A 22,707-nucleotide genomic window follows, 5' to 3' on the forward strand; every position below is an offset into this window, starting at 1 on the left:
CTGCGCCTTTATTCAGCGATTGGCTATTGGTGGTCCGGGGGAGCAGGCCTATCCTGCATAGGCGTTATCCCTCAATGAGCAGGATACGTCCGGCCTGATTCAGGAGTGAGTGCCAATGTCCCACAACGTAATCAATACCGTAAAGGTTCAGGCCGTCGCCGGCCGCTCGGATGAACTGGGTCAGCAATTGCAAAAGATTGTCGACACCCTGCGCGAACTACCGGGCTGTGAATCCTATATGGTCGACCGCTGCCCTGAGGACAGTAATCGCTGGACTGTCAGCGCCCACTGGCAATCGGAAACGGCCATGCAATCACACTTCAACAGTCCCCAGGTGCAAGGCTTCATCGACCTGATCGATTGCCAACTGGCCAATGCCGTCGACTTCAACAGCTTTCCGATCAGATAAGACCCGATTAAAGATCGCAGCCCTTGGCCGCGCTTGCAGAGTATGGGTACCTCTGCAAACGTTGTCGGGGACTGCGATCTTTTTCGTTCCGCGTCGCATATTGGTCCCCTCGCCTTCGCGAAAATTGGCTGTTTGTTTGCCTCCCCTGACGCAATAGATTGGTCCCTGACAACTCACCACTGCAGGTTAATGAACCATGAACGTCTTGCGTTTCTGTGCCGCTCCCCTTGCTGCCCTCGCCCTGATCCTGTCCTCTTCGGCCTTCGCCCATGAAGCCGGCGACCCTTCGGAAAAAGTCACGGTATTGCAGGACCAGATGCTGAAAAACGTACCGGGCAAGAAGGCGCTGATGATCGAGGTCGACTATGAGCCCGGCCAATCATCCATCGCCCACAAACACGACGGTACCGCCATGGCGTACGTCCTCTCGGGGTCCATTGTTTCTCAGGTAAGGGGCGAGAAAGCGGTGTCCTACAAGGCCGGCGAATACTGGTACGAAGCCGCCGGCTCCGAACACCTGGTGTCGAAAAACGCCAGCGCGACCGAGCCTGCAAAATTGCTGGTATTCATGGTGTTGTCGCCGGACGAAAAAGTACTTGTACCCTTGAAAAACTGATCGCTGAACGAACAGCCATAACTATAAATCCCGAATCAGCCGATTCGGGACTTTTTATTTCTCCCAGCAATTAACCAACTCTCTTTAAATCAAACAAAACTATCCACCCGTTGATTAGGGCTGTTTGATTATTACACGACCGGTTTAGTCTGGAGACAGCGCCGGTTACTGCCCGGCCATTAACTTTCCGACTTTGATATTGTTTCACCGGAGAAACACCATGAAACTTGTACTGGTCAGTACGTTGACGATGGCAGCGCTATTAGCCGGCTGCTCGATTCCCACTGCTCCGTCCGCGGTTTCATCGCTGGACGGTATCTTCACCGAACCGGTGGGTCGCAGCAGTACAACCCTTATTCCCAACGGTAACCATGTTTCCCTGGGCGTGGTGTACAGCCGCAACACCCAGGAAAATCGCGCCTATCTGCAGGACTACCAAGCCAATGCCGGCACCGGTTTCGGCCAGAGCCTGCTGGTTCAACCGATCCACGACGCCTATGTCGCCACGTCCAAGCCTGATCTGGCCGTGGACTGGGTCAAGGCCTCGCTGCAACGCCAGTTCGGTTCGGTCACGGTCTACCCGGACATGCAGAGCCTCAGGGCGGCGCAACCGGACGTGGTCGCCATCGTCGACAGCCGCAGCCAGTTGATCACCTCGCGCAGTTCGGACGTCGAGGCCCATGTCAGTGCCGATTTCTATGATCGCAACTTTAACTACATTGGCACTGCAAAAGGTCATGACGCCGTAGCACTGAGCCCGGTGTGGGCAGACTTTAAACGCAGTGAAGAGATCGTCGCCGATATTAACGAACAGCAGAATGTGCAAGTAAGGGCACTGCAGAAGTTTGACCAGTCGCTCAGTAATTTATTGACCAGGCCGACAGATAAAGTGTCGATGATTGATAGCAAACAAGGTCATAAGTTGTATTGAAAGATAGGGCCCCGGGCGGCGCTCCGACGAAGGGGCCGGAATTGTCGCTATAAAAACCCAGGCCAAAAAAAGCCCCGCATCTCTCAATGCGGGGCTTTTTCATTCAACGGCTGATCAGGCCGCCGGTTCCAGCTCTGCGCTGGCAGTTGCAGGGGCTGTCACCACCGCTTGCCCGCTCAACGCCAGGTCCAGCAGTTCACGGTTGGCCACTGCGTACATGGCGTAGTCCGTGCCGCTGGCGGCACGGATTTCCACCAGCATGGCGCGCCAGCGTTCGATCATGCTGCCGTGCTGCGCCATCCACAGCGACAGGCGTGTTTCCACGTCCTGGGTGCCGTCGCCCTGTTGCAGGACCGAGATGGTGATCGCACGTTGCTGCCAGTCGACGTCATCGCGGAACGCTTCACGGGCCAGGGCCTGCCAGTTGTTTTCAACCGGCAGGGCACTGATCTGTTGCAGGTACCAGGTGATATCCAGCGCGCTACCCACCGCGAAGTAGGCCTTGGCCACGTCCGCAGGGTTCTGGCCGGTCACGTCGGAGGCCTCGATAATCGGCAGCAGGGTGTACAGGTGCGAGGTGCCCGCAACCATACGCGCCAGCAACTCCGGCACACCGGCCTGGACGTACGCCTGATAGCGCGATTGCCAGTTTTCGCGGATCTCGCCACTGAGCAGTTCGTCGAGCTTGAGACCCAGCTCCTTCAGGTGCGGACCGAAGTGCGCGACGTCACGGGCAGCGTTCTGCTCGTTGCGACGGGCACGCAGGAACCAGCGCGTGGCGCGACGGCCCAGGCGCATCAGCTCGTCCATCAGCTCCAGTTGCACGTCGGCGGAAACCTGGTAGTCCAGGGCTTCGATCTGACGGAACCAGTGCGGGAGGTGGAAAATGTCACGCACGATCACATAGGCGCCGGCGACATTCGCCGGGCTCATGCCGGTCGACTCCTTGAGTCGCTGAACGAAGGTGATGCCCATGTGGTTGACCAGGTCGTTGGCGATCTGGGTGCTGACGATTTCGCGCTTCAGACGGTGACGACGCATGGCTGCGGAGAACTTGCTTACCAGCGTTGGCGGGAAAGCGGTTTCCATGTCGCGGGTCAGGTAGTCGTCGTCCGGCACCAGGGAACCCAGCAGCTGCTCCTTGAGGTCGATCTTGCTGTAGGAGATCAGCACCGACAGCTCGGCACGGGTCAGGCCATGGCCTTCGGCGATGCGCTCGTTGAGCGCTTCTTCGTTGGGCAGGAACTCGATGGCGCGATCCAGCTTGCCGCGACCTTCCAGATCGTTCATCAGGCGCTTGTATTCGGCAATCCGTGGCAAGGCGCGACGGGCTGCCAGGGACAGGGCCTGGGTCTGCTTGTAGTTGTTGCCCAGTACCAGGCCACCGACTTCGTCGGTCATGCTCGCCAGCAACTGGTTACGTTGCTTGTCGGTCATGTCGCCAGCCTGAACCACTTCGTTCAGCAGGATCTTGATGTTCACTTCGTGGTCGGAGCAGTCCACACCACCGGCGTTGTCGATGAAGTCGGTGTTGGAACCGCCGCCATTGAGGCCAAACTCCACGCGACCCAGTTGGGTCATGCCGAGGTTACCGCCCTCGCCCACCACTTTGCAGCGCAGCTCGTTGCCGTTCACGCGCAGTGCATCGTTGGCCTTGTCACCCACATCGGCGTGGCTTTCGCTGCTGGCCTTGACGTAGGTACCGATACCGCCGTTCCACAACAGGTCCACCGGTGCCTTGAGCAAGGCATTGAGCAGTTCGGTCGGGGTCAGCTTGTCGGCCTGGATGTCGAAGCGTTCCTGCATCTGCGGGGAAATCGCGATGCTCTTGGCGCTACGGGAGAAGATACCGCCGCCTTCGGACATGATGCTGGTGTCGTAATCCGACCAGGCCGAACGTGGCAGGTCGAACAGGCGCTGACGCTCGGCGAAGCTGGTCGCCGGGTTCGGGTTCGGGTCGATGAAGATGTGCAGGTGGTTGAACGCTGCGACCAGTTGCAGCTTGTCGGACATCAGCAAGCCGTTACCGAACACGTCACCGGCCATGTCGCCGACGCCCACTACAGTGATGCTGTCTTCCTGGACATTGATGCCGCGCTCGCGGAAGTGGCGTTGTACGCCAACCCACGCGCCCTTGGCGGTGATGCCCATTTTCTTGTGGTCGTAACCGGCCGAACCACCGGACGCGAACGCGTCACCCAGCCAGAAGCCGTAGTCGATGGCGATGCCGTTGGCGATGTCGGAGAAGGTCGCGGTGCCCTTGTCCGCGGCAACCACCAGGTACGGGTCATCGTCGTCATGACGCACGACATTGGCCGGCGGCACCAGGGCGCCGTCTTTCAGGTTGTCGGTGATGTCCAACAGGCCCGAAATGAAGATGCGGTAGCAGGCGATGCCCTCGGCCGCGATCTCGTCACGGCTGCCACCCAGTGGCAGGCGACGCGGCAGGAAGCCGCCCTTGGCACCCACCGGCACGATCACCGAGTTCTTCACTTGCTGGGCTTTTACCAGGCCCAGGACTTCGGTACGGAAGTCTTCTTCACGGTCGGACCAGCGCAGGCCGCCACGGGCAACGTTGCCGAAGCGCAGGTGCACGCCTTCGACGCGTGGCGAGTAGACGAAAATCTCGAACTTCGGCACCGGCTTGGGCAGCTCGGGGATCAAGTGTGGATTGAACTTGAAGCTGAAGTACGACTTGTTTTGGCCGTTGGCGTCGGTCTGGTAGAAGTTGGTCCGCAGGGTGGCCTTGATCAGGTCCAGGTAGCGACGCAGGATGCGGTCTTCGTTCAGTACCTGCACATCGTCCAGTGCGGTCAGGATCGCATGCTCCAGACGTTGCTCGAGGTCGTCACTGCTCAGCTTGCGTGCCAGGTAGAAGCGGGTCTTGAACAACCGGGTCAGCTCGCGAGCGATGTCGGTGTGGTTGTTCAGGGTGCTGGCGATGTAGCCGAGGTCGAAGCCCAGGCGGATCTGCTTGAGGTAACGGGCGTAGGCACGCAGCAGCGCCACGTCACGCCATGGCAGGCCGGCGGTCAGTACCAGGCGGTTGAACGCATCATTCTCGGCATCGCCGCGCACGATGTGGACGAACGCGTCCTGCAGCGTGTCGTTGAGTTGCTGGATGTCGAGGTCCAGGCCTTCGGCGGCGGTGAAGGCGAAATCGTGGATCCAGAACTCGCGGCCATTGGTGTGGCGCAGGCGGTACGGGAATTCGCCCAGCACGCGCAGGCCGAGGTTTTCCAGGATCGGCAGGACGTCGGACAAGGCCAACGGGGTATCGGCGTGGTACAGCTTGCAATGCAGCTCACGCTGACCGACCTGGCCCAGCGGCTGATAGAAGCTCATCACCAGCGGGTTCTTGTCGTTGAGGCTCAGCAGGTGCTGCATGTCGACCACAGCCGAATGCGCGGCGAAACGCTCGCGGTAACCGGCCGGGAAGCCTTTCGGGAAGTCGGCCAGCACGTTGGTGCCCTGGGCTTCGCCGAAGCTTTCGACAGTCAGCGCCGAGTAATCGTCCTGCCAGCTGCGGCAGGCCTGGATCACTTCGTTTTCCAGTTGCTGCGGGTCGATGTCGATGCGGTTTTTCGGGTCGACGCGCAGGATCAGTTGCACACGGGCCAGCACGGACTCGGAGAAGAAGGTCCAGAACTCGCAATCCGAGGCTTTCAGGCGATCCATCAGCACTTGCTGGATCTTCTGTCGTACTTCGGTGGAGTAGATATCACGCGGCACGTAGGCCAGGCAGTAGCAGAAACGACCGTATGGGTCCTTGCGCAGGAACACGCGGATCTTGTTGCGTTCCTGGATCTGCACGATCGACATCACGGTGCTGAACAGCTCGTCCACCGGGGTCTGGAACAGATCGTCGCGCGGCAGTACTTCGAGCACCTGGGCCAGTTCCTTGCCCAGGTGAGCCTTGGCCTGGAAGCCCGAACGGCGTTCGATTTCCGCGACCTTGCGGCGGATGTACGGGATGACTCGCACGCTCTCGCCATACACCGAGGAGGTGTACAGGCCCATGAAGCGGCATTCCTTGATGACCTTGCCGTCGGCATCGATTTCGCGAATCGACACGTAGTCCGGGTAGGCCGGACGGTGCACACGGCTTGGGTGCGCCGCCTTGGCGAACGACAGCAGGGTCGGTTCGCGCAGGTAATTCACGGCGTAGTCTTCGATGCGCAGGTCATCGTAGCTCAGGCCGGCGCGCAGCAGTTTGGTCAGGCCGAGGAAGGAGTCCTTGTCATAGACGATGTGGCCGCCATCGGCTTCATCGCTGACCACGAACTCTTCGTAGCCGAGGAAGGTGAAGTGGTTGCCCACCAGCCATTCCAGGAAACTCTTGATTTCGCTCTTTTCGTCGGCATCGACGGCGAACCGGCTGTTGTCCAGGTTGGTGAGGATTTCCTGGACCTTGGCTTTCATCGGCTCGAAATCGCCCACCGCCACGCGCACTTCAGCGAGCACTTGCTCCAGCTCTTTGGCCAGCACGTTCAGTTCGGCGTTGTTGGCGCAACGGTCGATTTCCAGGTACATCAACGACTCTTGCAGCACGTCGTCGCCCTGGGTGCCTTTGGGCAGGATTTCCAGCAGCTCGCCCTTGCTGCCACGGCGTACGCTCAGCACCGTGGTTTGCAGGGTGTGAATGCTGTAGCCGCGACGGTTCAGCTCGGTACGCACCGAGTCCACCAGGAACGGCAGGTCGTGGTGCAAGACTTCGACCGCGGTGTGGGTCGACTGCCAGCCGTGACGTTCGTAATCGGGGTTGTAGACGCGCACTTGTGGTTGCGCGTGATCGAAGCGCTCAAGCAGGCGCCACGCAGAAAGAGTACAGCCAGCGAGGTCAGACAACCGACGTTGGGTCAGTTCATCCAGGGAAATGATGCCGAAGAATTGTTCAGCGAACAGCGCCACTTGTGGCAGTGCCTGTTCACTGATGTGCTGCGCCAGTGCCGCTTGCAGTTGGTGCTGGAAGTCGGCTTTGCTGGCTGCGGTGAAGAACGCCATCTGTGGTACTCCGCTTGGGCTTGTTATTGATGAAAGCGTCGCGTGCAAAACCCCTTTTGGGGCTACCCGTCACCCTGCTCCTGATTCTCGGGCAGAGGAAACAGGGTGACAGGTGGGTGAAGCTAAACGAGACACTCGGGTCACATTCACCTTCCGTGAATGGGCATCTGCAAAAGCGACTGGGCTGCGTGCAGCGCAATGCCTTTACGGGTGCTCATCCGTTGCGCAGCTTAACGAGTGCGGCAAGGCCCATGCTTGCGGTGCTGCGACATATTCGGTCAACGGTACGCTGCTGTGCAGGCGCGCATTGATCAACACTAGCAGCCGAAGAAGATTTCGGGGCTGATTGCACGGTTTTTGCGGGACATCCGTACCAAAACCAAGGGTCGGGACGCGTCTGCCCCGCCCCAACCAAAAATTGACAGCGTCCATGATTGCTGGGCCGAGCATGGACGCTATGGGGGCTGTTTGTAGAAACCGCGACCGATTCAGTCGGTCAAGTCTTCAATCGCCTGAAATTTGCTCACTGTCGCGCAGTCGTAACAGAGCATTTGAACCGTCATCCTGTCCATGCTCGCATCGACGTTGGTTGATTCACACTCGCGGCAGAACAGCTGCAGGTGCCCGGCCAGGTCCGCCCCGCAGGCATTGCCGGAGAAAAACCGCGGCACCAGCTCGTCACGCCAGTAGAGGCCCGGAGACTTGGAGAAACCGGCTCCGCTGTCCTTGAGCACCACGTCGTACAGGATTCGGTGTAAGGCCGACTGCGGCACCCGCGAATCGCGATAGGCGGTTTTGCGCCAGTTTCGCGCCTTGGCATCCTGCGCCGTGCCCAACATGCTGCCGGGGATGGTGTTGCAGGCGTGGTTGCGCCCTTTTGAATTGCCGGTGGCGTAAAAATGCGCGGCATTCTTCACCGCCAACCGGGCAAAGTAGTAGATATGGCTTACCGAGAAGTCCTGCAGAAGCTGGCCGACGACAGTTTGGGCGCGCCCCTGGGCACTGAACACGAAACTCACTTCACTGGCCAATACCTGGATGTACTGAATCGATTCGTCCCGGGCCAGGCTCAACATCAACGCGTACAGTTCGCTTTTCCAGGCGGGCAAAACATTGCCGGACAGCTCTTGATACAAAGCCCGGTACAGTGCGTCGCGAGTGCTGCGTATGCCGGGCTCAAGCGCGATATTGGGTAGCCAGCGCACGGAAGAAAAGTCTTTGATCAAGTAGCCGGACGCTCGATCGAAGGCCTTGATGTCGCCCTCCAGATCGACCTCCAACGCGCCGCTCTCGTACAGGTTCCTCACCAGCGCTTCACTGGCCTCGTCAGTGGGTGCCAGTGGTTCGCTCCTGAGCCCGGTGGCGAGCGAGGCAATGCGCTCGACGCCGTCAACCTGGCCATCGTCCAGCAAGGCGAGCAGAGCCAGTTTCTGTACGAAGCCCAGCGCTGCAAAAGGCACCGACGGACGTGGTATGGCGTAGCGTTTGGCCAGCTCGAGACGATCGCGCTGCGCCTGGTCGGCGATTTCCTGCTGGCGCAGCTTGTAGCACTCATGGCAGGTACAGCGCTTCATTCGCCCCTGCTGGCCGGGCTCATGGTGATAGTGCTCGCAACCTACGCACTTGAAAGGCTTACGAATTGAAACTGGGGTGCCCTTTGCGTGCCGACGCACCCACATGGGCAGGTCGCAGTAGGGGCAGGTCAGGTCCTTGCTGATGATGGGGGGCAATATTTTCAACAAACTGCGGACTTCAGGCGCAATGTTGAACTCGATTTTCAGGTCGGCACTTTTTTCACCGTCCAGGTAGCGCTGATACAGTTGCTCGATTTGTTCCCCGGACAGGTGCTTGATCTCATCCGCCCGTTCGAAATACTGACTCATCGAAAGAGGTCCTTTTTTCGTGATTGACTGCGCACTCCTTTGCGTCTGGGCGTTCACGCTAAGGGATTGAAATGGGCCAATACAAGTAAAAAACCTGCGTCCGGACGTTATTTTTAGCCCTCGCAAACCTCCTGCAAGGGCAAAGGAAATTTCCTATGGGAAGGGAGGAAAAGTCTGTGAGAAACACCTTTCACCATTCACAGAGTCAAACTTCAAATGCTTTTTCATACATCAGGTCAATAATGAAAATCGGTCTTTTTCCGCCGCTCCAGCAACCTGAGGCAGCACAAATGTCTGCGGGCTGGCAGAATTGCTTTTTCGTAACGTTCATCACGCTCGCCGAGCCAGGAATTCCCCATGCAAATGACCACCGCCCTCTTGATCGTCAACCCTTGCGATGAAGAAGAAGACGACATGGCGATGCTGTGCTGCCATAGCGAAAAGGGTGAGATGTTCCTCATGAGCCGGTACCCGGATGAGGATGAGCTGGAAATCACCCTCGATGGCGAGCCTTCGACCCTCGATGGCGTGAAGGTGACCCTCAGCCCTACCCTGCTGAAGATCGAAATCGCCGCGGCGGATGCCGATGCGTTGAATGGGGATGATGTGCTGGAGATTACCTTCAACCCGGACATGGTGGATCTGGCGGAAGTCCAGGAAACCCTGAAGAACATTCTTGACGGTACCGGGACGTTCGTCAGCCAGATTTGAGGGTGCCTGTACCGGCCCTATCGCTGGCAAGCCAGCTCCTGCAGTAGATCGCGTTCGGTCGCGAGAGATGGGTTGGCTTTCGGGCTGCACAGATTGCTTGCACACCACCAATAGCTGTAGGAGCTGGCTTGCCAGCGATGAGGCCCTGACAGTTACCCCAAGAGCATCGCCCTGCGAAAATCCCGCAAATCCCCACCATTTCCCGCAGTTTGCACAAAATGCCGTTAGTCGCCGCCCCCCGCGATGGATTAAAGTAACGCCCCCAGCCCTGGCGTATTTCCGAACGTCCTCGGCCACCCTTTTGCAGGAACAGTCATCGATGGAACATCGTGAAGCGCTGCTAGCGCTGCGAACCTTTCTTTCAACGCAGATTCTCGGCCAGGAAAAACTCATCGAGCGCTTGCTCATCGCCCTGCTTGCCGACGGCCACATGCTGGTCGAGGGCGCTCCTGGCCTGGCCAAGACCAAGGCCATCAAGGAATTGGCAGAAGGCATCGAAGCACAGTTCCATCGCATCCAGTTCACCCCCGACCTGTTGCCTGCCGATATCACCGGTACCGAGATCTATCGCCCGGAAACCGGCAGCTTCGTGTTCCAGCAAGGCCCGATCTTCCATAACCTGGTGCTGGCGGACGAAATCAACCGCGCCCCGGCCAAGGTTCAATCGGCATTGCTCGAAGCCATGGCCGAGCGCCAGGTCAGTGTCGGGCGCAGTACCTATGAACTGTCGCCGCTGTTCCTGGTAATGGCCACGCAGAACCCCATCGAGCAGGAAGGCACCTACCCGCTGCCGGAAGCCCAGCTCGACCGCTTCCTGATGCACGTGAAAATTGGCTTCCCCGATGCCGCCGTCGAACGGCGGATCCTGCAGCAAGCCCGCGGTGAAGCCCTCAATGGCGAAACCAAGCCTGAACGCCGGGTCAGCCAGCAGGCGATCTTCGCCGCGCGCAAGGAAATCCTCGGCCTGTACATGGCCGATGCCGTGGAGGAATACCTGGTGCAACTGGTCATGGCCACCCGCACCCCGGGCAAGTTCGACCCGGAAATGGCCGAGTGGATTGCCTACGGCGCCAGTCCCCGTGGCTCGATCGCCCTCGATCGCTGCGCCCGGGCCCACGCCTGGCTGGCCGGGCGCGACTTTGTCAGCCCCGAGGACATCCAGGCGGTACTGTTCGACGTCTTGCGCCACCGCATAATCCTGTCCTTTGAAGCCGAGGCTGCCGGGATCGACCAGGACCGGGTGGTCCAGCGCATTCTCGACGTCGTTGCTGTCGCTTGAGCCCGATGAACGCCCTCCTGCCGCCCCAACCGGGCATCCGCGTCACGCTCGCCGAGCTGATCGAGATGCGTCACCGCGTGCGCGAAGTGCAGCTGTTTTCCACGCCGAGCCAGCGCAGCCCGCTGATCGGCCTGCACCATTCCAAGCTGCGCGGCCGTGGGGTGGATTTCGACCAGGTGCGGGTCTACCAGGCCGGCGACGATGTGCGCACCATCGACTGGCGCGTGACCGCGCGTACCCAGGAACCCCACACCAAGCTGTTTCACGAAGAACGTGAGCGGCCAATTTTCATCATGGTCGAGCAGAGCCGTCGTCTGTTTTTCGGCTCGGGCCTGATGTTCAAGTCGGTGCTCGCCGCCCAGGCCGCGAGCCTGATCGGCTGGGCCGCGCTGGGGCATAACGACCGGGTCGGCGGCCTGGTGTTCGGCGACAACGAGCATTACGAAATCAAGCCGAGGCGCAGCAAACAAAGCCTGCTGCAATTGCTCAACCGCCTGGTGCGGGTCAACCAGTCGCTGCACACCGAAAGCGAGCCTGATCGCGATGCGTTCGGCATTGCCTTGCGTCGCGCGCGGGAGGTATTGCGGCCCGGCAGCCTGGCGATCGTGATCTGCGACGAGCGCGCCTTGTCCGAAAGCGCCGAACAACAGCTGAGCCTGTTGTCGCGCCATTGCGACCTGTTGTTGCTGCCGCTGTCCGACCCTTTGGATCACGCCCTGCCCGCCGCTGGCCTGTTGCGCTTCGCCGAACGTGGCGCGCAACTGGAACTCGACACCCTCAATTTCGACCTGCGCCAGGCGTACCGCGCCCAGGCCGAAACGCGCATCGCCCGCTGGGAGTTGCTGGCGCAAAAATTGCGGGTGTTGCTGATGCCGCTGAGCACGCAAAGTGAAATGGTCGAGCAGCTGCGCGAGTACCTCAACCCACAGAAACCGGGGAAAGGTCGATGAGCGGTCTCGAGCAACTGCAACCCCTGATTACCCCGCCCCCGGTGGATTTCTGGCCGCCGGCGCCGGGTTGGTGGTTGCTGCTGTTGTTGCTGCCGGCCATCGGCTTTGGCCTATGGAAGCTGCGGCACCTGTTTGCCCGCAAACAACCGGTCGCCCCTGTCGAACAACCGCTGGACCCGGTGCGTGTGGCCGCGCTGGCGGAACTGGCGCGCCTGCCCAAGCCTTACGATGGCGCGCCCGCCGGTGCCTGGCTGCAGCAGCTCAATGGCCTGCTCAAGCGACTGTGCCGCAACCATTACCCCTACAGCCAGAGCCATACCCTCAATGGCCGCAAATGGCTGGCCTTTCTCGACAACCGTTGCCCCGCCGCCGGCCTGACCCGCTGGATGGTGCTGGTCGAAGGCGCCTACAAGCCCGAATGCAAGCTCGACGACAAGGCCATCGCCGGCCTGACCCAGGCGGTCGATACATGGATTCGCAAACATGTTTGAGTTCGCCTGGCCGTGGATCTTCGCCCTGCTGCCGCTGCCCTGGCTGATGCGTATGCTGTTGCCGGTGGCCGACAGTGGCGAACCGGCACTCAAGGTCAGTTTCCTCGCAGACCTCGAAGGCCTGGCCAAGCGCCGCGCCCGGGCCAACTTGCCGGCCTGGCGCCAACAGGCGCCGTTCCTGCTGCTCTGGTTGCTGTTGTTGAGCGCCGCCGCGCGCCCGCAATGGCTCGGTGAGCCGCTGCCGATTGCCGCCAGTGGCCGCGATCTGCTGGTGGCGGTGGACGTGTCCGGCTCGATGGACTTTCCCGATATGCAGTGGCAGGACGATGACGTCAGCCGCCTCACCCTGGTTCAGCATTTGCTTGGCGACTTCCTCGAAAGTCGCGACGGCGACCGAGTTGGGCTGATCCTGTTCGGCAGCCGGGCCTACGTGCAGGCGCCCCTGACGTTCGACCGCCATACCGTGCGCGTCTGGCTCGACGAAGCGCGAATCGGCATCGCCGGCAAGAACACGGCCATCGGTGACGCCATCGGCCTGGCCCTCAAGCGCCTGCGGCAACGCCCGGCGCAAAGTCGCGTGCTGATCCTGGTCACCGATGGCGCCAACAACGGTGGCGAAATCGATCCGCTTACCGCCGCGCGCCTGGCAGCCAAGGAAGGGGTGAAAATCTACCCGATCGGCATCGGCGCCGACCCGGAACAAAGCGGCACCCCGGGGTTCCTGGGGATCAATCCGAGCCTGGATCTGGACGAACCCACCTTGAAGGCGATCGCCGACGCCACCGGCGGCCAGTACTTTCGCGCTCGCGATGGCCAGGAACTGCAATCGATCAAGGACACCCTCGACCAACTGGAGCCTGTGACCCAGCAACCGACCCAGGCCCGTGCGGCCAAGGCGTTGTATCACTGGCCGCTGGCGCTGGCGTTGTGGCTGAGCATGCTGCTGGTGGTGCGCGAGCTGTGGCCGGATAACCCGCTGCAACGAATTTTCAACAAGGACCTGTTCTTGCAATCGCCATTGCCTGACTGGCGCCAGCGCCTCAAACGCCTGCGCCTGCGGAGGCGCCGATGAGCGCCTTCTGGCCGTATTTTTTCCGCCCGTGGTGGCTGCTGTCGCTGCCGCTGCTAGGCTGGTTGCTTTGGCAACTGTGGCATCGGCAGAAGCGCGCCGGGCGCTGGCAGATGATCCTGCCACCGGCGTTTCACGCCGCATTGCTCAGTGGCGGCAGTGGGCGCGAAAGCAAATTGCCGTGGGTGGCCCTGGGCGCGGCCTGGTTCATCGCCGTGGTCGCCTTGGTGGGACCGAGCTTTGCCCGCGTCGAACAGATCAGCCAGAAACCCGCCGATCCGCTGGTGGTGATCCTTGAGCTGACCCCGCAAATGCTCGCCACCGACGTTCAGCCGAACCGCCTTGAACAGGCCCGGCGCAAACTCTTCGACCTGCTGCAAAGCCGCAACGACGCGCAGACTGCAATCGTCGTCTACGCCGGCAGCGCCCACACCCTGGTGCCGCTATCGGACGACCTGTCCACCAGCCGCAACCTGCTCGATGCACTCAAGCCGTCGTTGATGCCCGAAGTCGGCCAGCGTGCCGACCTGGCGGTGGTCAAGGCCCTGGCCTTGCTGGAACAGGCCGCACTGGGCGATGGCCGGATCCTGTTGATCGGCTCCTCGTTGAGTGAGCCGGAGCGCCTGGGCATCAGCCGCGCCTTGAGCGGCAAGTCGACGCAATTTCTGATGCTCGGTATCGGCACCGCCGAAGGCGCCCCCATCACCCAGGAAGATGGCAGTTTCCTCAAGGACGAACAGGGGGCAATTCTGGTGTCCCGGCTGGATGAACCCGGCCTGAAGTCCTTCGTCAACGATCTGGACGGACACTACCGCCACGCGCGCCTGAGCGACGCCGATCTGCGCGCCCTCGGCCTGCTCGACGGTCCGCGCAACCTGCGTAACGACGGCCAGACCCTGCGCCTCGACACCTGGGCCGACCAGGGCTATTGGCTGCTGTTGCCGCTGCTGTTGCTGGCCGCCTGCGCCGGTCGTCGCGGCTGGTTGTTCTGCCTGCCGCTGTTGTTGATGCTGCCGCAACCGAGCCATGCCTTCGACTTCCAGGACCTGTGGCTACGCCCCGACCAGCAGGGCCTGCAATTACTCAAGCAGAAACGCCCGGCCGAGGCCGCCCGGCACTTCGAAGATCACCGGTGGCAAGGCGTGGCCCTCTACGAAGCCGGCGACTACAGCGGCGCCGCCCAGCGGTTCGCCGAGGGCAACGACGCCCATGCCCACTACAATCGTGGCAACGCCCTGGCCAAGAGCGGCGAACTGGAGGCAGCAGTGGATGCCTATGAGCAGGCCCTCGAACGGCAACCGGATCTGCGTCCGGCACTGACCAACAAGGCCTTGGTGGAAAGCCTGCTCAAGCAGAAGGCCAGCCCGCCCGCGCCGGAGAAAGCCGCCGAGGAGGCGAGCAGCGATTCGGAGCAGCCATCACCACCGAGTGCCGCTGCGCAGCCGTCGACATCCGCAGAACCCGAAGCCGCTGGCGAACAGACGCAAAGCGCCACCGAGCCACCCGCCACGACACCGCCTCGTCCCGGCACCAACGAGGTCCCGGGCAGCGAACTGGGCGACGAACAGCACACCATTGCCCCCATGCCCCCGGCCAGTGCCAGTCTCGACGCCGAGCAGCAACAGGCGCTGGAGCAATGGCTAAGGCAGATCCCGGATGATCCGGGTGAATTGCTCAGACGCAAATTCTGGTACGAACAGCAACAACATCAGGATCAGGGAAAAACTCGATGACCCGCTTCACCGCCTTCCTGCTTGCCCCGCTGCCCGCCTTGCTACTTTGTGCCGCCCAGGCCCAGGCAGCCGAGCTGGTCGCCAGTGTCGACCGGGCTCGCCTGAACTCCGGCGAGACGATCGAACTGACCCTGGAATCGAACGATGTGACTCAATTCGGCAAGCCGGACCTGACGCCACTGGAGCCACTGTTCGAAGTGCGTGGCACCCGCCAGGTCAACCAGTTGAACACGCTCAATGGCGACAACCAGGCCACGACCCGCTGGATCGTCACGCTGCTGCCATTGCACAACGGCACCGTGGAAATCCCCCCGCTCAAGCTGGGCGACGTCCAGAGCCAGCCGATCACCGTGCAGGTGGTCGAAAGCGACACCCAGGCCAGCCCTGTCAAGCAGGCACCGGTGTTCATCGAAGCCAGCCTCGATCAAACGAGTGTGTATGTGCAGGCCCAGGCGATCCTGACCTTGCGCATCTACCATTCGGTGTCGCTGTACGACGACAGCAGCCTGCCGCCCTTGCAGATTCCCGACGCCCGCATCGAACAGCTGGGCGAGTCACGCACCTACGAGAAAGACATCAACGGCATACGCCACGGTGTCATCGAAATGCGCTACGCGATCTACCCGCAACACAGCGGTGAATTGATCATTCCAGGGCAAATATTCAATGCCGCGCTGGTGGACGCGCAACCCGTCCAGGACGCCAGCTCCCAGACGCCGAAATCCGGCAAATTGATGCGCGTCAGCTCCAGTGAAATCCTCCTGACGGTCAAAGCCAAGCCCGTCACCTATCCTGCCGACCTGCCCTGGCTACCGGCGCGCGACCTGACGCTGAGCGAAAGCTGGAATCCGGAGCCGGAGCACGTCCAGGTCGGTGATTCGCTCACCCGTAGCCTGACAATCAAGGCCGAGGGCCTGGCCAGTTCGCAACTGCCCCCTCTGCCCGGTACCGAGGTGAGTGGCCTGCGGCGCTATCCCGATCAACCGGTGCTGGGCAACCAGAACAGCGAGCGAGGCCTGGTAGGCAGTCGCGAGGATCGCGAAGCCCTGGTGCCTTCGCGCAGCGGCGCCATTGAGTTGCCTTCGGTCGAGGTGGTCTGGTGGAACACCTTCGAAGACCATCTGGAGCACAGCAGCCTGCCCGCCCGGACCCTGCAGGTGGCGGCCAATCCAAGCCTGATGGTCGACACACCGGCCAGTACCTCGGCGCTCGAGAGCAATACGAGCAGCGAAACCCTCTGGCGCTGGAAACTCAGCACCCTGATCCTGGCCTGCACCACCCTGTTGGGATTCGGCCTGTGGTGGCGGGCACGCTGGCAACCGGCGATCCTGCGTGCAGCGCAAACCGGCCCCAGCCCCCGCACGGTGCTCGATGACCTCAAGCGTGCCTGCCAGGCCAACGATTCCCACGCCACCCGCCAGGCGCTCGACGCCTGGGCCCGCCAGCAGCCGGAGACCCTGGCCGACATGGCCGCCCGCTTCGTCCCCCTGTCCGACGCCCTCGACGGTTTGAACGGCGCGCTCTACAGCGAAACCGGCCAGCATTGGCAAGGGGAAGACTTATGGCGGGCTATCCGGACGATCCCGATCGCCGAACGGGTTCAGGATCCGGTTGGCGACAGTGGGTTGCCGCCGCTGTATCCGAAATAAGATCTAAAGATCGCAAGCTGCGGTAGCTCCTGCAGGTTATCCGCCGTGCAAGGCGCTGCCGCAGGCTGCGATCTTTAACGCCTTTCAGCGATTCAAGACGACCCCGTGCCGGTAGCTGCCCCCACATCAGGGTGACGCTTTGTGCGGTCTGACCCATGCTGTGCAGGTTCGTCGGTGCGGTAGGCCCCTCTCCACCTTCTGGCAAGGTGTGCACTTGAAATTGAAAGGCACACCCTGTCGGTTGAACTATTAGGCTCCATGCTCCAACCCATTGGATACCTGGCTCGTGAATAGAGGCTACTGACAGATGTGACAGTGGGGACAGACGGTCGTCGGTGTTCTTCCCCGGGTGTCGACGTCTCGCCCTTAAAGGTGTTCAGCAACAACAGTCTTTTGCCAGTAAACTCTCAGCCCTTTAGCCGCTGTCATGTGTCTTTTGGCGGCCATCACCTTTTTTGTAGCGGAGTTCGCCTTGCGTCTGTTCCACACCTCCGACTGGCACCTCGGGCAGAACCTGCACGGCCAGGATCGCGATTTCGAGCACGGCTGTTTTCTCGAGTGGCTGCTGCGCCAGCTCAAACTGGATCAGCCGGATGTGCTGCTGATCGCCGGCGACATCTTCGACACGGTCAACCCGCCGGTCAAAGCCCAGGAACGCCTTTACGACTTCATCGTCAGCGCCCATGAGCAACAACCACTGCTGACCATCGTCATGATTGCCGGCAACCATGATTCCGGTTCGCGGATCGAACTGCCCGCCCCCTTGATGCGCCGCTTGCGCACCCACGCCCTGGGCCGCGTGCTGTGGCTCGATGACGGGCAACTGGATGCCGAGCGCCTGTTGCTGCCGCTGCCCGATGCCCGAGGCGAAATTGCCGCCTGGTGCCTGGCGCTGCCGTTCCTGCGCCCGGCCGAAGTCACCGGTGCGCATCTGGGCGATAACTATCTGCGCGGCATCGGCCAGGTTCACGAATGGCTGATCGCAGCGGCCAATGCCAAGCGTCAACCCGGTCAGGCGCTGATCGCCATCAGCCACGCGCACATGGCCGGCGGTTCGGTGTCGGAAGACTCCGAACGCAGCCTGATCATCGGCAACGCTGAAGCACTGCCCGCCAGCCTGTTCGGCGCCTCCATCAGCTACGTCGCCCTGGGACATTTGCACAAGCCACAGAAGGTCAATGGCGAGGAGCGCATTCGCTATAGCGGCTCGCCCATTCCGTTGTCATTCTCCGAGATCGGCTACCAGCATCAGATTCTCGATGTCACGCTCGACGGCGAAACCCTGGTCCGCGTCGAAGCGAAACTGATCCCCCGCTCAGTGAACCTGCAACGTATCGGCCCTGCGCCCTTGGCCGATATCCTCGTGCAACTGGCCGACCTGCCGATCATCGACCTGTTGGCCGACTACCAGCGCCAGCCCTGGCTGGAAGTGCGGGTGCGCCTCGACGAGCCGCAACCGGACTTGCGCCATCAAGTGGAAAGCGCCCTGCTGGGCAAGGCCGTGCGCCTGGTGCGCATCGCCGCCGAATATGCGGGCAACGGCAACCGCGAAGGCGCCGACGAGTCTGGCGCGTTGATCGAACTGGACCAGCTCACGCCCCATGAACTGTTCAGCCGCGCCTGGCAGGACAACTACGGCAGCGAGGTCGACGAGCAGACCCTCAAGGACTTTGCCGAGCTGCTGCAGGACGTGCAGATGGAGGACGGACAGCCATGAAGATCCTCGCCATCCGCCTGAAAAACCTCGCCTCCCTGGCCGGGCCGTTTGAAATCGACTTCACCGCCGAACCGCTGGCCAGCGCCGGACTGTTCGCCATCACCGGCCCCACCGGCGCGGGCAAGAGCACCCTGCTCGACGCCTTGTGCCTGGCCCTGTTCGGCGCAGTCCCGCGCCTGAACAACACCGGGCGTGACGCCAAGGTGCCGGACGCCGATGGCGAAATCGGCACCGGCGACCCCCGCACCCTGTTGCGCCGCGGCACCGGCGAAGGTTATGCCGAAGTGGATTTCGTCGGTGTCGATGGCCGTCGTTATCGCGCACGCTGGGAAGCCAATCGCGCCCGGGAAAAGGCCGGTGGCAAGCTGCAAGCCAGTCGCCAGAGCCTGCGCGACCTCGATCAGGATCAACTGCTGGCCAGCCAGAAAGGTGAATACAAGACCCAACTCGAGGCCGCACTGGGCCTGAATTTTGAACAGTTCACCCGCGCCGTGCTGTTGGCGCAGAGCGAGTTCAGTGCCTTCCTCAAGGCCGATGACAACGACCGCAGCGAACTGCTGGAAAAACTCACCGACACCGCGCTCTACACCCGCTTGGGCCGTCGGGCCTTCGACAAGACCAAGGAAGCCCGTGAGGCCCACAAACAGCTGCAGGACCAGGCCAGCGGCGTCACGCCACTGGCGCCTGAGGCCCGTGCCGAGCTCGATGAGCGCTTCAACGCCGCGCAACAGCAGCTTAGACATCAGCAGGCGCAGCTCAAGCAACTTGAGTTGCAGCATGCCTGGCTCCTGGAGCTGCGCCGTTTGCATGACGTGCAATTGGCTGCTGCCGAACAACTGCACAGTGCCCGCCAAACCTGGGAAAGCCTGGCCGGCGAGCGCTTGCAGCTGACGCGCCTCGAACAGCTCGCCCCGCAGCGGCACCAGTTCGCCCGCAAGGCCGAGGTCGATGCGTTACTCACGCCCCTGGCCGAGCAAATCGCCCAACATACCCGCCAGCATGGCGAACTCGGTGAGCGTCAGGCGCTGCTGGAACAGCAACTCGGGGCAAGCCGGATCGCGTTGAGCGAAGCGCAGCAACGGCAAACTGACTGTGCTCCACTATTGCGTCAGGCGTTCGAGGAACAAAGCACCCTCGCCCGCCTGGCCAAGGATGCGGCACTCAGCGCCGAAGCCAGGCAGACCGCCGAGCAGGCCTGCACTCAGGGCCAAGGCGCGATTCAAACCTTGCACGAGCAACAGGCCCGGGCTGCCGAACACCTGCAGCGCATGGCTGCGCAACTTGAGCATAGCGCTCACCTGGCGCCGTTGAGCGAAGCCTGGAATGCCTACCGCGATCGCCTGCAACAGCTGATGCTGATCGGCAATCGACTGAACAAGGGACAGGCCGAACTGGCCAGCCTCGAACAGAATGCCCTGCGCACCGCGCAGGCGTTCACTGCGCAGAAACAGCAGCTTGAGGTGCTGTTCAAGGAGGCCGGCGCCGAGCCGGATGCCGTCGCCGAACAGATCGGCATCCTCGCCAGCCTGTTGCAGGACAACCGCAAGCAACTGCGTGCCATCGAAGACCTGACGCGGCTGTGGGACAGCCAGCAGGACCTGGACAAGCGCGGCGCCGAGTTGCAACAACGCCAGGTGGCTGCGCAACAGGAACGCGAGCGCCTGACCCAGGACGGGGTAAAGGCCAAGGCTGAGCTCGTCGTCGCCGAGCAGACCCTGACCGTCACCCGCGAGCTGCTGGAGCGCCAGCGCCTGGCCCGCAGCGCCAGTGTCGAGGAGCTGCGCGCGCAGTTGCAGGACGACCAGCCCTGCCCGGTCTGCGGCAGTAACGAGCATCCCTATCATCAGCCCGAAGCCCTGCTGCAAAGCCTGGGTCGCTTTGATGAAAGCGAACAGGCCACGGCACAAAAAGCAGTCGATCTGCTCAAGGAAAAGCTCACCGAACTGCGTGGGGAAGTGGGCGGACTGATCGCCCAGCAAAAAGAACTGCTGCAACAGCAGGAACGACTGGCCACCCAGCAGCAAGCCCTGACGCCAAGCCTTGAAGCGCATCCGCTGGCCACCCCACTGCTCAATCAGGACTACGCCAAGCGTGGCGCCTGGCTCAACCAGCAAAATGCCCAGTTGAACCAGAGCATCACCCAGGACGAACAACGGCAAACCGCCCTGCTCACCCTGCAACAGGACGCCGCGCGCCTGACCCAGCAACTGCGCCACGCTGAAATCGCGCACCAGCAAGCGGCCCAGCATCTGGACAATCAGCAGCGTGAACTGGGCAATGACCGCCAACGCCTCGACGAAGAGCTCGGCGCGTTCGCCAACCTGCTGCCCGCCACAACCCTACAAGCGCTGCGCAGCGAGCCTGCCGCGACCTTCATGCAGCTGGATCGGCAGATCGTCGAGCGCCTGGCGCAACTCGATCAGCAAAAGGAAGAGCTGGCCGAGCAGCAACAGCGCCAGCAACACCTGGAGAAGGAACAGGATCGCCAGCAGACCCGCGTACAGCAACTGCAAACCGCCGAGCTGCAGTTCACTGCACTGGCCGCGCAACAACAGGCCAGCCAGCAGGCGCTCGGACAATTGCTCGCCTCCCACGCCAGTGCCGAACAGTGGCAGCAGCAGCTGGAGCAGGACGTGGAACAGGCGCGCAACGCCGAAACCAGCACGGCCGCGGAACTGCAAAACGTACTCACGCAACGGGTGCGAATCGCTGCTGAACTCAAGGCGCAGCAAGAGCGTTTGCACATCCTGGAAAGCGAGCAGCGCGAACTCGGCGACAAAATCGCTGACTGGCGCGCCCGTCACCCGGAACTGGATGACGCGGGCCTCGAAGACCTCCTGCGGGTCGACGACGCCCATGTCAGCGAACTGCGTCAACGCTTGCAGCACAGCGAAAAAGCCATCGAACAAGCCACTGTCCTGCTACAGGAGCGCGACAAGCGCCTGCTCGAACATCAGGCACAGCACAACGGCAACCTGGATGCCGAACAGCTCGCCAGCGCGCTCAGCGAGTTGCAAACCCAGTTCGACGTCAGCGAACAGCTCTGCGCGCAACTGCGTGCCGAACAGGCCGAGGACCAGCGCCGGCAGAACGCCAATCAGGCCCTCGCGCAACAGATCGCCGACGCCTATGCCGAATACCAGCGCTGGGCACGCCTGAACGCGTTGATCGGTTCGGCCACCGGAGACACCTTCCGCAAGATCGCCCAGGCCTACAACCTCGACCTGCTGGTGCACCACGCCAACGTGCAATTGCGCCAACTGGTGCGGCGCTACCGTCTGAAACGCGGCGGCAGCATGCTGGGTTTGCTGGTGATGGACACCGAGATGGGCGATGAACTGCGTTCGGTTCATTCGCTGTCCGGCGGCGAGACCTTCCTGGTGTCGCTGGCCCTGGCGTTGGGCCTGGCATCGATGGCCTCGAGTACGCTGAAAATCGAATCGCTGTTCATCGACGAAGGTTTCGGCAGCCTCGACCCGGAATCCCTGCAACTGGCGATGGACGCCCTCGACGGCCTGCAAGCCCAGGGGCGCAAGGTCGCGGTGATTTCCCATGTGCAGGAAATGCATGAACGGATTCCGGTGCAGATCCAGGTCCGTCGCCAGGGCAACGGCCTGAGCACTCTGGAGGTGAAATGATCACGCTCTACTCGTTTCGCCGCTGCCCCTACGCCATGCGGGCACGCATGGCGCTGCGCTACTGCGAAGTGGCCGTGGACATTGTCGAAGTCAGCCTGAAGGCCAAACCCGCCGAGATGCTCGCACTGTCGAGCAAAGGCACGGTGCCGGTGCTGAACGTGGACGGCCAGGTCATCGATGAAAGCCTGGACATCATGCGCTGGGCCCTGGCGCACCATGACCCGCAGGACTGGTGGCTCAAGGAGGATTCGCAAGGCCAACTGGCCATTGCGGCGTTGATCGAGGAGAACGATCAACGCTTCAAGGTGCATCTGAACCGCTACAAGTATGCCGAGCGCTATCCCGAACAACCGATGGCGTTCTATCGCGCCGAAGGCGAGGTGTTCTTGCGCAAGCTGGATGAGTTACTGGAAGGACGCGACTACTTGCTTACGGATCACCCAAGCCTGGCCGACGTGGCGCTGATGCCGTTCGTACGGCAATTCGCCCATGTCGATCGCGAGTGGTTCGCGCAAACGCCCTATCGACGTTTGCAAGCGTGGCTGCAGCGGTTTCTGGAGTCCGATTTGTTCACATCAATCATGAAGAAATAAGCCCCTGCGCCAGCCCCTACAGGGGTGGTGCCGT

Annotated in this window: 15 protein-coding genes; 13 read left to right on the forward strand and 2 right to left on the reverse strand. The window is 61.7% G+C overall.

The genetic code is table 11. The features are described from left to right. Nucleotides 1-115 precede the first annotated feature (115 nt). The 3 genes from BKX96_RS10405 to BKX96_RS10415 all read left to right on the forward strand — a co-directional run bounded on the left by BKX96_RS10405 (nucleotide 116) and on the right by BKX96_RS10415 (nucleotide 1,956). On the forward strand, nucleotides 116-409 hold the full coding sequence (locus tag BKX96_RS10405; RefSeq protein ID WP_077183774.1) for a putative quinol monooxygenase: 294 nt from the start codon (nucleotides 116-118) through the stop codon (nucleotides 407-409). Between the two features lie 196 nt (nucleotides 410-605). Beyond that, nucleotides 606-1,025: a cupin domain-containing protein gene (locus BKX96_RS10410; RefSeq protein WP_077183776.1), complete on the forward strand. Its 420-nt coding sequence runs from the start codon at nucleotides 606-608 to the stop codon at nucleotides 1,023-1,025. Nucleotides 1,026-1,245: 220 nt separating this feature from the next. Further along, nucleotides 1,246-1,956, forward strand: coding sequence for an ATPase (locus tag BKX96_RS10415; RefSeq protein WP_077183777.1), 711 nt, complete (start codon nucleotides 1,246-1,248; stop codon nucleotides 1,954-1,956). A 114-nt stretch (nucleotides 1,957-2,070) separates the two neighbouring features. Here BKX96_RS10415 and BKX96_RS10420 read toward each other — a convergent pair whose 3' ends face one another. Together BKX96_RS10420 and BKX96_RS10425 are read right to left on the reverse strand one after the other, a co-directional pair. Further along, on the reverse strand, nucleotides 2,071-6,960 hold the full coding sequence (locus tag BKX96_RS10420; protein WP_046818087.1) for an NAD-glutamate dehydrogenase: 4,890 nt from the start codon (nucleotides 6,958-6,960) through the stop codon (nucleotides 2,071-2,073). Nucleotides 6,961-7,448: 488 nt separating this feature from the next. Further along, nucleotides 7,449-8,843 (reverse strand): hypothetical protein, encoded by a 1,395-nt coding sequence (locus tag BKX96_RS10425; RefSeq protein WP_077183778.1) that lies wholly within the window; start codon nucleotides 8,841-8,843, stop codon nucleotides 7,449-7,451. 357 nt (nucleotides 8,844-9,200) lie between these two features. On the opposite strand from BKX96_RS10425, the gene BKX96_RS10430 reads away from it, so the two are divergent. The 10 genes from BKX96_RS10430 (at nucleotide 9,201) to BKX96_RS10475 (ending at nucleotide 22,673) form a co-directional block, all read left to right on the forward strand. Continuing rightward, nucleotides 9,201-9,554 carry a hypothetical protein gene (locus BKX96_RS10430; protein WP_046818085.1) on the forward strand — a complete coding sequence of 118 codons (354 nt, stop codon included), beginning with the start codon at nucleotides 9,201-9,203 and terminating at the stop codon, nucleotides 9,552-9,554. 319 nt (nucleotides 9,555-9,873) lie between these two features. Next, nucleotides 9,874-10,833 (forward strand): AAA family ATPase, encoded by a 960-nt coding sequence (locus tag BKX96_RS10435; protein ID WP_020800601.1) that lies wholly within the window; start codon nucleotides 9,874-9,876, stop codon nucleotides 10,831-10,833. A gap of 5 nt (nucleotides 10,834-10,838) precedes the next feature. Continuing rightward, complete coding sequence (locus BKX96_RS10440; RefSeq protein ID WP_046818084.1) at nucleotides 10,839-11,783, forward strand: DUF58 domain-containing protein; 945 nt, start codon at nucleotides 10,839-10,841, stop codon at nucleotides 11,781-11,783. Then, on the forward strand, nucleotides 11,780-12,274 hold the full coding sequence (locus BKX96_RS10445; protein WP_046818083.1) for a DUF4381 domain-containing protein: 495 nt from the start codon (nucleotides 11,780-11,782) through the stop codon (nucleotides 12,272-12,274). The genes BKX96_RS10440 and BKX96_RS10445 overlap by 4 nt, the downstream gene beginning before the upstream one ends. Beyond that, nucleotides 12,267-13,346: a vWA domain-containing protein gene (locus BKX96_RS10450; RefSeq protein WP_077183779.1), complete on the forward strand. Its 1,080-nt coding sequence runs from the start codon at nucleotides 12,267-12,269 to the stop codon at nucleotides 13,344-13,346. The genes BKX96_RS10445 and BKX96_RS10450 overlap by 8 nt, the downstream gene beginning before the upstream one ends. Next, nucleotides 13,343-15,076: a tetratricopeptide repeat protein gene (locus BKX96_RS10455; RefSeq protein ID WP_077183780.1), complete on the forward strand. Its 1,734-nt coding sequence runs from the start codon at nucleotides 13,343-13,345 to the stop codon at nucleotides 15,074-15,076. The genes BKX96_RS10450 and BKX96_RS10455 overlap by 4 nt, the downstream gene beginning before the upstream one ends. Next, on the forward strand, nucleotides 15,073-16,725 hold the full coding sequence (locus BKX96_RS10460) for a BatD family protein (protein WP_046818080.1): 1,653 nt from the start codon (nucleotides 15,073-15,075) through the stop codon (nucleotides 16,723-16,725). The genes BKX96_RS10455 and BKX96_RS10460 overlap by 4 nt, the downstream gene beginning before the upstream one ends. Before the next feature lie 472 nt (nucleotides 16,726-17,197). After that, nucleotides 17,198-18,442, forward strand: a complete 1,245-nt coding sequence (locus BKX96_RS10465) for an exonuclease SbcCD subunit D C-terminal domain-containing protein (protein ID WP_077183893.1) — start codon at nucleotides 17,198-17,200, stop codon at nucleotides 18,440-18,442. Then, complete coding sequence (locus BKX96_RS10470; RefSeq protein ID WP_077183781.1) at nucleotides 18,439-22,080, forward strand: AAA family ATPase; 3,642 nt, start codon at nucleotides 18,439-18,441, stop codon at nucleotides 22,078-22,080. Before BKX96_RS10465 ends, BKX96_RS10470 begins: the two co-directional genes overlap by 4 nt. Then, entirely contained in the window at nucleotides 22,077-22,673 is a 597-nt protein-coding gene (locus BKX96_RS10475) for a glutathione S-transferase (protein WP_046818077.1), read from the forward strand. The genes BKX96_RS10470 and BKX96_RS10475 overlap by 4 nt, the downstream gene beginning before the upstream one ends. Nucleotides 22,674-22,707: the final 34 nt, after the last annotated feature.

This window comes from Pseudomonas putida (assembly GCF_001976065.1).
GTDB classification, from domain to species: domain Bacteria; phylum Pseudomonadota; class Gammaproteobacteria; order Pseudomonadales; family Pseudomonadaceae; genus Aquipseudomonas; species Aquipseudomonas serbica.

Excerpts from the sequence above, each read along its gene's own strand:
- BKX96_RS10405 (WP_077183774.1), top strand. The coding sequence starts at position 116 with ATGTCCCACAACGTAATCAATACCGTAAAGGTTCAGGCCGTCGCCGGC.
- BKX96_RS10410 (WP_077183776.1), top strand. The coding sequence starts at position 606 with ATGAACGTCTTGCGTTTCTGTGCCGCTCCCCTTGCTGCCCTCGCCCTG.
- BKX96_RS10415 (WP_077183777.1), top strand. The coding sequence starts at position 1,246 with ATGAAACTTGTACTGGTCAGTACGTTGACGATGGCAGCGCTATTAGCC.
- BKX96_RS10420 (WP_046818087.1), bottom strand. The coding sequence starts at position 6,960 with ATGGCGTTCTTCACCGCAGCCAGCAAAGCCGACTTCCAGCACCAACTG.
- BKX96_RS10425 (WP_077183778.1), bottom strand. The coding sequence starts at position 8,843 with ATGAGTCAGTATTTCGAACGGGCGGATGAGATCAAGCACCTGTCCGGG.
- BKX96_RS10430 (WP_046818085.1), top strand. The coding sequence starts at position 9,201 with ATGCAAATGACCACCGCCCTCTTGATCGTCAACCCTTGCGATGAAGAA.
- BKX96_RS10435 (WP_020800601.1), top strand. The coding sequence starts at position 9,874 with ATGGAACATCGTGAAGCGCTGCTAGCGCTGCGAACCTTTCTTTCAACG.
- BKX96_RS10440 (WP_046818084.1), top strand. The coding sequence starts at position 10,839 with ATGAACGCCCTCCTGCCGCCCCAACCGGGCATCCGCGTCACGCTCGCC.
- BKX96_RS10445 (WP_046818083.1), top strand. The coding sequence starts at position 11,780 with ATGAGCGGTCTCGAGCAACTGCAACCCCTGATTACCCCGCCCCCGGTG.
- BKX96_RS10450 (WP_077183779.1), top strand. The coding sequence starts at position 12,267 with ATGTTTGAGTTCGCCTGGCCGTGGATCTTCGCCCTGCTGCCGCTGCCC.
- BKX96_RS10455 (WP_077183780.1), top strand. The coding sequence starts at position 13,343 with ATGAGCGCCTTCTGGCCGTATTTTTTCCGCCCGTGGTGGCTGCTGTCG.
- BKX96_RS10460 (WP_046818080.1), top strand. The coding sequence starts at position 15,073 with ATGACCCGCTTCACCGCCTTCCTGCTTGCCCCGCTGCCCGCCTTGCTA.
- BKX96_RS10470 (WP_077183781.1), top strand. The coding sequence starts at position 18,439 with ATGAAGATCCTCGCCATCCGCCTGAAAAACCTCGCCTCCCTGGCCGGG.
- BKX96_RS10475 (WP_046818077.1), top strand. The coding sequence starts at position 22,077 with ATGATCACGCTCTACTCGTTTCGCCGCTGCCCCTACGCCATGCGGGCA.